The sequence below is a fragment of the Mesorhizobium sp. M1A.F.Ca.ET.072.01.1.1 genome (genome assembly GCF_004023325.1).
GTDB lineage: Bacteria > Pseudomonadota > Alphaproteobacteria > Rhizobiales > Rhizobiaceae > Mesorhizobium.
Genome location: NZ_RZSF01000047.1, coordinates 19,809 through 29,725, shown reverse-complemented (window position 1 = coordinate 29,725; position 9,917 = coordinate 19,809). Strand labels below are relative to the sequence as shown.

The window sequence follows — 9,917 nt, the reverse complement described above, 5'->3', positions numbered from 1 at the left end:
CCCAGGATCAGGGCCTCACATCAGCCTGCCACATCGAGGGCGGAATCGACGCCTGGAAGAGGGCGAATGGACCATTGGTAAGGTAGCTCCGCCCTCTTCCACGACAAGAAAGAAAGGGGCCTCGTCAGAAATCCATGCTGCCGCCGGCCGGCAGATGCGGTGTTTCACGCAGACGGGCCTCGATGAAGGTACGGTGCGGCTGATTGCGTCCACTTCTGCGTCTGAGGTGGCGCATCACCTCAATGTGCGCACGTTTTGTGGGAATCGTCAGCACGCGTTGCGGCACACCAAAGGACGCCGCAGTAACCCGCTCACAACGACCTTGCCGCCAGCCGTTTGGCTTCATTCCCGGAACGCGGTGCGGACGCGGCGACCCATGATTGACAGCAGGCTTGTCCCTCTCACGAGCAGAAAAATGTGAAGCGCAGCCCAGAGCCCATGGTTGCCGTACATCTCTCCCAACCGGAACACAGCAGCGACGAACGCCGCGAACGCTAAAAGCATCGTATTGCGTATGTCGCGCGACCAGGTGGCACCAATGAAAATACCTTCCATCTGAAATGCCGGCGCACCGCTCAGTACCGCGAATGCTGCCCAAGGAAGATAGGAGACCGCCTCAGTGCGTACGTCTACCGCCCGCGCTATGATGCCCACGAGCTGTTCGCCGGAAGCGAGAAGCAAGACGCTGGCACACCCAGCGAACCCGAGCCCCCAGCCGGCGGTCAACCTAACGGCCCGGAAGAACGCCGGCCGATAGCTGGCCCCAATGGCACGGCCAACGAGTTGCTCCGCGGCCGCCCCAAACCCGTCGAGGAAATAGGCTGTGACCAAGTACAATTGCATCAACACTGCGTTCGCGGCAAGAACCAAGGTGCCCAGTTGCGCCCCCTGCCGCGTAAAGACTATGTATGCCCCCATCATCACGAAGCAGCGGATCATGATATCGCTACTAAGATGAAGCATCCGGCTCATCTCCGCTACATTGAATACAGGCTGGCGCGACATTTTCGGCATTGCACGAAAGCGCCCAAGGAGGATTGCCATGCCAGCGATCATCGCTGCGGCTTCGCCGCACACCGCCGCCCAGGCGACACCTGCAACGCCCCAGCCGAGATAGAGGCCTAGAAAATTGGACAACCCAATATTCAGCCCGTTCAGGACGAGTTGCAAGAAAAGTCCCCGGCCCGCCTCGCCGCGACCCAGGAAATATCCCAGCATCGCATAATTGATGAGTGCGGCGGGCGCGGAGACAAGGCGAATGCGGATATAGTTTTCCATCGCAGCGGTCACACCTGGTTCCGCGCCGATGAACCATTTGCCGATTGTGACAATCAGTGGCGTAAGCGCGACGAGAGCCAAGCCGGACATAGCTGCAATCACAAACGCTCGCCAGAAGACCGCCCGCTCTTCGGTGGCATCGTGCCTCCCGAATGCCTGGGCGACGAGCCCAGTTGTACTGGAGCGCAGGAAATTGAAGGTCGTAAAGACGACATTGAAAACCATAGCTCCGGCCGCAAGGCCGCCAAGCAACGAAGCATCGCCGAATCGGCCGATGATGGCCGTGTCGACGAGGCCCAGTAACGGAGTAGTGAGGTATGCAAGCGTCATGGGTATGGCGATCGCGAGGACCTGGCGGTTGGTGACTTGAAAGGGGCTTGAGCCGAGGATCGGGGCGTTCTGTTCCACATAGACTCCCCATGGGCTCAGGTGCAAAGTTTTGATCACCAGCGGTGGCAAAGCCCGCTAGCTGGACCCTCAGCAACGCGGCTTGCGTGATAGTTCGTGCTTACCAGTTACCAGTGCCCGAACTGAACTTACCATCGTCAGCTTATTTTCGATCGTAAAGATTCTATGAATTTGGATGAAGGATCGATTGCGACAGATCGACAGGTGATGGCAGCACGGCGTGCATAGACAAACCGGGAAGGCTGTGATCTTTGGGGCGCCGCAACACTGGCTTTTCTACTCAAGTCGCTTGTTTTTACGATGGGCTGAAACTCCGAAAGCACCCAGCAAAGTTGTGGCAAGCGACCTTGTGCAAAGGTTCGAGAGCCTCGACAGCGCATGCTTAGAACAACAGGCGAAGCAGCGTTCTGCGCCTCCCCATTCTAATGGTTAGCTGTAGGCCAAGGTCGCTCAAAGCTGGAAAGCGAAGAGCTTTCCGAAACCTATTAACGGCACCAACGGCTGCTTAAAGCCGCCGAGCTTGATCGCATCCTAAAGCATGGCCTGGTGGGCCGTGATCACCGGTTTTCCTATCCGCGCCTCAAGGTATCAATGATCATAGAGGTCCTTAGCCCGGTGCAGGGAATGAAGAGAGCTTGGGATTCATTGGAATTTACAGCTGTAGCTGCCTCCCTAATGCTATAATGCCGCCTTACTCAAACAAGCGGGCATGGTCAGTCGGTATCCGAGTTGCCGATGTACTGGCTCCATCCGAGGGCAATTTTCGCAGCTCGTACTCCGTGACCACATCAGTCGAAAGAGCGATCAAACCGGTGACGACTTGGTCTGCCATGCCGGCATCAAGTGCAGGCTCAACGTGCGTTATCCTTGCGGTGTTCATGACAGGGCACCCTCCTTCGCTGACTGCTGAAGGGTTCTGACGATCGCCCAAGCGGCGCGCGCGGCGCGCAGCACGTCGTCATCGGAAACCCCGAACTCCGGGGTGTGAACATGGGTTCTGTTTCCCAAAGCTTCATTGTGGCAGCCGAACCAGAAATAAACTGACGGCAGTTTCTCGGCGTAGAATCCGAAATCATCTGCCCCTGCGAGCGGTCTCGTGGGGACGAGCGAATTCGTTCCATATAGCACAGAGATCCCCTCCCTTGCCCGCAGGCTAATGTCCGGGTTATTGACGACTGCGGGCTCTCCGGGAACCAATTTGAGCTCGGCTTGGCCGCGGTGCATCGTGGCGATTTGCTCTGCGAGCTCCTGAAGGCGCACGCGAAGTCTGTGACGCGCTTCAGGCGATCGGCTGCGCAGCGTGCCATCGATGACGACGCGATCACAAACAATGTTCGTCGCCTCGCCACCGTGGAACCGGCCTATGGAGATCACTGGAGCCTCGTCCGCATGGCTCTCTCGCGATATCAACTTTTGCACTTCCGTGACGAACGTCGAGGCGATCGCAATCGCATCAACACCTAACTCCGGCCATGCTGCGTGGCTTTTCTTGCCTGTGAAAGTGACCTGGAATTCATCGGCAGACTTCGTCACCGGACCAGTCAGGACCGAAAATTTTCCGGACGGTATTTCCGGGTTCACATGCATGCCAACGGCGCAGTCGAATCCTTCCAGGAGACCCTGTTCAGCGACCGACCGTCCACCGAGAGGCTCTGCCTCCTCGGCAGGCTGGAAAACGACCCGCACCTTGCCTGCGAAGTGCTGGCGATGGGCAAGAGCCGCCAATACCACGCCTAGCGCGATCGATGCATGCGCGTCGTGACCGCACGCATGCATTTTTCCGGGAACACGCGAACGAAAGGGAAGATCCGGCCTTTCCTCTTCGATCGGCAGCGCGTCAATGTCCCCTCGAACCACGACGTTCAGCGGGATCCCGTTGCCCTCACCGACGATGTCGATGAAAAGACCCGTGTTGTGAAACACGTGGGGATCTCGGAGCCCTGCGTGGCCGAGGAACTCGGCGATTTTCGCCTGTGTCTTATGTTCTTCATTCGAAAGTTCCGGGTTTTCGTGCATGTAGTGTCGCAGAGCGAGAATTTGCTGCTCGCTCCCTTCGGGCAAATGGAACCCATGACTTCCAAGGTCTTTGTTTCTGGTTGCGCTCATCATTCAATCACAATCAATTGACGCGAGTTCGCCAAGCACTCTGGCCGTCGCGGATCAGGATGCTCTCGGTGATCTCGGTGGCCCAGTCACCAAACCAAAGGCCCGACATGAAATGGAAGGTCATGCCTAGCCGCGACTCGGTGCGGTCGCAGCTCGCTGAATTCTCGCCCCAATCCGGCGGATAGGCAAGGCCGATCGAGTAGCCGGTGCGGCTTGGCTTCCTCTGCCCATGGCGCTCGATAACGCCGTAATAGGATTGCGCGACGTCCTCGCAAACGTTCCCGGGCAGGGCCTTTTTCAGGCCGGCCGCCATTCCTTCGAGCACGACCTTTTCCGCATCAGCGAACTTTTGGTCCGGCTTGCCAAGATAAAAGGTGCGCGAGAGCGGGTAATGGTAAAGCTTGTGCACGCTAGCCAGTTCAAAGAAAATGCTTCCACCCGAACGAAGCTCACGATCGGACCATGTCAGACGGAGGCATCGATCCCCGCTCCGATCATGGGAACGGCTGCGGAGTAGTCGCCCCAGATGCCGTCAACACCACGTGTGGCGGTGTCATAGATTTCTGCAACCACTTCTGACTGCTTCACTCCGGGTCGAAGCACTTCGATCACGCGCTGATGCATAGCTGTCGCGATCTTCTCCACAGCCCGCATGTACTCGATCTCCGGGGCGATTTTGACGATCTTCTGCCATTTAACCAGACGCGTTGTGTGAAGCGCTTTGGATAGAACAATTTCCGTCCAAGTCTGACGGGACGCGGAAAGCCATTCGCATACAGGATAAATACAGGACTCCAGAGGTGTATCCCTCTTATATCTACAATTTTACCGGTTCATTGGTTTGGATACCAGTTCAGCCGTGAGATGATCTGCCAAGAAGCTGGTGAGCGCCATTGCAAACGTCGTCGGTATAAGCAGGGTGAACTGGTCGATGCCTTGCCGGTCGATAAGTACGCTGACCTGGTGAATGGCGGTTTGCGCAAACTGCCCGACGAGAAAGGCTGCATCGCCGAAGTCGAGAGCGGCGACGCGACTGAGGAGCCCGCTGGCACCGGGTCCTTCGAGCGTCAGGCACACACGCGAATCAGAAAGATCGAGGATGGCCAGGTTGACTGCGGTTTCGACACGACGAAGAGGGGTTTCGGATCTGATTAGCACCCGGTCGGGCGCGGTGCGCCATAGGGTCGCCGGCCCGCGCCGGACCGAGGAACGGAAATCACTTGGCAAGGGCAGCCCTTGAGTTCGGAGCGCCTGATCCGCTGTTCTGTCGAAACCTTCCCAACCAGCAAGCTGGGTCAAATGACCCAGCTCCGTTTCCGTGATAGTGACGGCCAGACCGTCGGTCGTGGTGCCGCGGATCGGCGAAGGATGTTTCTTAGCCATTCTGGCGATGTCCTTCAGGATCAAAGAAATGGTGCGAGACGACTTTCGCGTGCAGTGTTTGATTTCCCACGAAATCGACCACTTGGATCGTCTCGCCGAAACGTTCTGGCCCGCGCGACAGCAGCGCCAGCGCGATGTTCTTCTTCAAGGCAGGGGAATAAGTCGTCGACGAGACCCAGCCCTCGCCATGGCCCTTGGCTGGAGCGTTCATTGCGAAGAGGAGCGACCCTGCCGTTGCCCCTTGATTGCCGATGATTTCCAGCCCAACCAGGGACGGACGCTTCGGGTCTTCGAGAACCGGGCGCTTGCGCAGCACAGAGCCGACAAACGGCTTCTTGCTGGATGCGAAACCCTCCAGGCCCAGATCCTTCATGGTCGTGCGGCCTTCAATTTCGGAGCCAGCGATGTGCCCCTTCTCAATGCGTAATGCACCCATGGCCTCAAGGCCGTACGGCTTCAGATTGTGGGGGGGCCCCGCAGCGATCAAAGCTTCCCAAACTTTGCGTCCGGATTTCGCAGGGATGTAGATTTCGTAGGCAAGCTCGCCTGAAAAGCTCATGCGATGCAGGCGGCAAGGCACATCGCCAATTGTGACGTGGGTGAAATGGTTGTTGGGCAGCGCCTCCCTGCTCAGGTCTGCACCTATCACATCCGTCAAAAGGCGCCGGGATTTGGGACCGGCGATGGCAATCGCCGCCCACTGATCAGTAACTGATGTGACATGCACTTTGAGATCGTGCCAAGCGGTCTGAAGGAGGTATTCCGCCCACGCAAGCACCTTGGCGGCATTGGCCGTCGTGGTCGACATGAAATAGTCGTGCTCGCCTATCCGGGCGGTCGCGCCATCGTCAAAGACGAAGCCGTCCTCCCGCAGCATGATGCCATAGCGCAGCCGACCGACAGGAAGCGTCTTGAAGCCATTCACATAAACGCGGTTGAGGAATTCCGCGGCATCCGGGCCCTGGACCGCGATCTTGCCAAGTGTTGACACATCGACGATACCCACGTGTTCGCGAACGTGAATAGCTTCACGAACATAGGCCTCGGTGATGCTTTCACCATTTTCTGGATAGTACCAGGGTCGCAACCATAGCCCCGCATCCATCATTTCGGCGCCGTTTTCGGTGTGCCAATCGTGGATGGTGGAAAGCCGGGTTGGACGAAGATGAAGCCCGTGATCGTGGGCGACAATGGCGCCTATCGTAACGGGGGTATAGGGCGGACGGAAAGTGGTGGTGCCGACGTTGGGAATGGCCAAACCACGCAATTCGGCCATCCGAGCAAGGGCGTTCAGGTTCGAAGTCTTACCCTGGTCCGCTGCCATACCGGAAGTCGTATAGCGCTTGAGGTGTTCGATCGAGACGTAGCCCTCACGGTAGGCCTGATCAATATCCGCCAGCTTCACATCATGCTGAAAATCCACGAATGCCTTACCCGGGGTGCCGCCGTCGGCCTTGGTGACAACTGTCACCGGCAGGAGGTTACGGCCCCAGAAATCAGCGTGTCCAAATAGCGCGGGTTCCTTCCCGGTGCCTCCGCCAGCTTTGTGGCCCTGCTGAAGAGCATCTCTGAGCGATGCGGAGCCGACGAGCGAGCCGACGCATGTGAAGGCCCCTTTTTCCGCCAGTGGCAGAAAGGTGTCCAACCCCTCGCTGTATATCGGCTTTCCAAAGCGCTGGCTCCACAAATGCAGCGTCGGAGCCCAACCACCGGACATTGCGACAATATCGCAAGCAACCCGCACACTTCCGCCCGTCGCTTTACCTTGCGAACTGACTGGTACGAGGTATGCAGCCTTCACTCCTTTGCAACCTGTCACCTTCAGGACTGCATGGGCTGGCCGCAAGTCAATGCCTGCACTCTTGGCATTTGCGCCAAGTTGTGCCGGGATTTCCTTCCGGATGTCGCAGATAGTAACCTTGGCACCCGATTTTGCGAGTTCGACGGCTGCGGTGTAGGCGCTGTCGTTGTTCGTTGCCACGACAATCCGTTCGCCAGCAAGGACAGCATACCGGTTTAGATAACTACGAACGGCTGACGTGAGCATAACACCTGGCACGTCATTGCCAGCGAATACCATGGGACGTTCGATCGCTCCGGTCGCCAGAACGGCCCGGCTCGTTCGCACCACCCAATAGCGTTGTCTAGGCTTTCCCCGCTCAGGCGCTAGCACGTGGTCCTGAACCCTCTCCACCAGGCCGAACACCTCACAATCATATGCACCAAAAGCCGTGGTGCGGGTTAGAACGCGAATGTTGGGCAGATCGTCAAGCTCCGCCCGCGCTTGAGCAAGCCAGCCGTCGGAGGGCGAACCCACCGGTTCACTGAGGAGCGATCCGCCGAGGTCACGGTCCTGTTCTACCAATATGACATTGTCGCCCTTGCGACCGGCCGCGAGAGCCGCAGCAATCCCGGCCGGGCCTGCTCCAACGATCAGGACATCACAGAATGCGTTGATCTTCTCATACTGGTCGGGATCAGCGAGCGTCGTCGCCCGGCCCATGCCGGCCGCCTGGCGAATGAAGCCCTCGCAGAACATCCAGAACTTTGTTCCGCTGAAGGGGCCGATAAAAGTCTTGTAGTAAAAGCCCGCTCCGAAGAAGCGGGACAGCAGCCCGTTTATAGCTCCAAAATCGAATTGCAGACTTGGCCAGGCGTTCTGTGGAGTCGATCTTAGACCGTCGAAGGCTTCCACCATTGTTGCCTGGGCATTGGGCTCATGCCGCTCCCCGTCGCGCAGGTGGACAAGGGCGTTGGTCTCTTCCACACCGGCCGCGACAAGGCCGCGCGGCCGATGATATTTGAAACTGCGCCCGAGGATCTTCTGACCACCCGCCAACAAAGCCGAAGCCAGTGTGTCACCGGGATGAGCGAGAAAAGAACGGCCATCGAATTGGACGGTGATCTGACGCGAGCGGTCTATACGCCCGCCGCCCAGCAGCCTACGCGCCGTCATGCTGCTACCTCGCGGACCAGGGACGAACCAAAGATCTCGTGCGTGAGCGTGTCGCGTTCGACGAGGATCCATTGCCGGCACCCGCTGACATGGTGCCAATATTCCTTGTGCCGACCTTGCGGATTGTCGCGAATGAATACGTAGTCGTGCCAGACCCCAGGATCGGTTTCCTCCATATCTGGACGGCGCAGGGTCGCATCGGCGCCGTAGGTGAATTCGGTTTCATCTCGCAACCCGCAAACAGGGCAAGGGATTCTCAACATAATCGAACCTCAATGAGCCTTCGGGTCTGGCCCAGCACCCGACTCGTCGATTTGGTAGCCACGCTCGAAACGCTGCAGAGTGAATTCAGCATTGTCGGGATGGGGCTCGCCCTTCGCGAGCGTCCAGGCGAAGCAGTAACCGGAGGCGGGTATGGCCTTGAAGCCGCCATAGCACCAGCCGCCATTCAACCAGAGCCCCTCGATTGGCATCTTGCCGATGATCGGCGAGCCATCCATCGTCATATCCATCGCTCCAGCCCATTGGCGCAGCAGACGCAAGCGAGAGATCGATGGCATAAGGGCTTTAGCGCTTTGAAGCGTGTGTTCGACGGTAGGCAGACCGCCACGCTGAGCATAGGAGTTGAAGCCGTCGAGATCGCCGCCGAGCACCAAGCCCCCCTTGTCAGATTGACTGATATAGAAATGCGCGCCCCCATAGATAATCACATGATCGACCAGTGGCTTGAGTGGCTCGGTGACATACGCCTGAAGAACATGCGTTTCGATGGGCAGACGAAGCCCGGCCTTCGCCGCCAAATGGCTGGTGTGACCGGCAACTGCCAGCGCCACTTTGTTTGCCCGGATCGGACCACGCGTTGTCTCGACGCCGATTATTTTGTCCTTGTCCCAGATATAGCCCATCACCTCGCACTGCTGGATGATATCGACACCTTGCTTGTCGGCCGCACGTGCGAACCCCCACGCGACCGCGTCGTGACGCGCTGTGCCAGCTCGGGGTTGCGAGAATGAGCCGTAAATCGGAAACCGCGCGGTGGCTGAGTAGTCGAGCATGGGTAGCCGCCTCATTGTTTCAGCGCGGTCCAAGAATTCAGCGTCAATACCATTGGCGCGCATGACATTGGCGCGGCGCCGCAGAACCTCCCCCTGTCCCGGCGAATGGAAGACGAAATAGTATCCCCGCCGCGACATCATGACATTGTAGTTCAACTCTTGGCTGAGATTCCCCCATAGCTGCATAGACCGCTCATAGAAGATAGTGTTGCCAGGCATCATATAGTTGGAACGGACAATGGTGGTGTTGCGGCCCGTGTTGCCGCCGCCGAGCCACCCTTTTTCGAGGACGGCCACGTTGCGTATCCCATGCTCCTTGGCCAGATAGTAGGCTGTCGCCAAGCCATGGCCACCGCCGCCAACAATGACCACGTCGTAACTTGGTTTCGGCGCAGGGTCCCGCCACGCCCGTGGCCAGTGCTTGTTGCCGGTCAAGCCATGGCGCAAGATTGAAAGGGCCGAATACTGACTCATGCGACTCCTCAGTTGTTAGCACTTCGGAGCCCTCCTCGAGGGCTTGGAGATCGAGAACGTGCGGGGCGCGTTCACACACCGATATCGTTGGTGCGCATGGCGGACATCTGTGATTTGGCAGCACCCGAATTGAGTTTCCGGCCGCTTCCCGCCTGTGATTGCAGGCCAGGATTCTCCTCGGCGTCGCAGTAAGCAAAAATGGAGCGCAGCCCCTCCAGATCTCTTTTTGCTTCATTGACGATCAAGACGTCGGTGCG

10 protein-coding genes are annotated in these 9,917 nt (G+C 58.2%); all 10 read right to left on the bottom strand.

The window, feature by feature from the left end; genetic code table 11:
• Positions 1 to 124 precede the first annotated feature (124 nt).
• A complete protein-coding gene (locus tag EOA32_RS09860; RefSeq protein WP_128371629.1) occupies positions 125 to 346 on the bottom strand; it encodes a hypothetical protein in 222 nt (73 codons plus the stop codon).
• Positions 343 to 1,686: an MATE family efflux transporter gene (locus EOA32_RS09855; protein ID WP_245499229.1), complete on the bottom strand. Its 1,344-nt coding sequence runs from the start codon at positions 1,684 to 1,686 to the stop codon at positions 343 to 345. Before EOA32_RS09855 ends, EOA32_RS09860 begins: the two co-directional genes overlap by 4 nt.
• An 876-nt stretch (positions 1,687 to 2,562) precedes the next feature.
• On the bottom strand, positions 2,563 to 3,792 hold the full coding sequence (locus EOA32_RS09850) for a M20 family metallopeptidase (protein ID WP_042646684.1): 1,230 nt from the start codon (positions 3,790 to 3,792) through the stop codon (positions 2,563 to 2,565).
• 13 nt (positions 3,793 to 3,805) lie between these two features.
• Entirely contained in the window at positions 3,806 to 4,201 is a 396-nt protein-coding gene (locus EOA32_RS39770; protein ID WP_245499228.1) for a M24 family metallopeptidase, read from the bottom strand.
• 56 nt (positions 4,202 to 4,257) lie between these two features.
• Positions 4,258 to 4,446, bottom strand: coding sequence for a M24 family metallopeptidase (locus EOA32_RS39765; RefSeq protein ID WP_245499227.1), 189 nt, complete (start codon positions 4,444 to 4,446; stop codon positions 4,258 to 4,260).
• A gap of 171 nt (positions 4,447 to 4,617) precedes the next feature.
• Positions 4,618 to 5,175 carry a hypothetical protein gene (locus EOA32_RS09840; protein WP_128371628.1) on the bottom strand — a complete coding sequence of 186 codons (558 nt, stop codon included), beginning with the start codon at positions 5,173 to 5,175 and terminating at the stop codon, positions 4,618 to 4,620.
• Positions 5,168 to 8,131, bottom strand: coding sequence for a sarcosine oxidase subunit alpha family protein (locus EOA32_RS09835; protein WP_128371627.1), 2,964 nt, complete (start codon positions 8,129 to 8,131; stop codon positions 5,168 to 5,170). The genes EOA32_RS09840 and EOA32_RS09835 overlap by 8 nt, the downstream gene beginning before the upstream one ends.
• Positions 8,128 to 8,394 (bottom strand): sarcosine oxidase subunit delta, encoded by a 267-nt coding sequence (locus EOA32_RS09830; RefSeq protein ID WP_042646618.1) that lies wholly within the window; start codon positions 8,392 to 8,394, stop codon positions 8,128 to 8,130. The genes EOA32_RS09835 and EOA32_RS09830 overlap by 4 nt, the downstream gene beginning before the upstream one ends.
• A gap of 9 nt (positions 8,395 to 8,403) precedes the next feature.
• On the bottom strand, positions 8,404 to 9,660 hold the full coding sequence (locus EOA32_RS09825; protein ID WP_128371626.1) for a sarcosine oxidase subunit beta family protein: 1,257 nt from the start codon (positions 9,658 to 9,660) through the stop codon (positions 8,404 to 8,406).
• 71 nt (positions 9,661 to 9,731) lie between these two features.
• Entirely contained in the window at positions 9,732 to 9,905 is a 174-nt protein-coding gene (locus EOA32_RS38485) for a hypothetical protein (protein ID WP_189407037.1), read from the bottom strand.
• Positions 9,906 to 9,917: the final 12 nt, after the last annotated feature.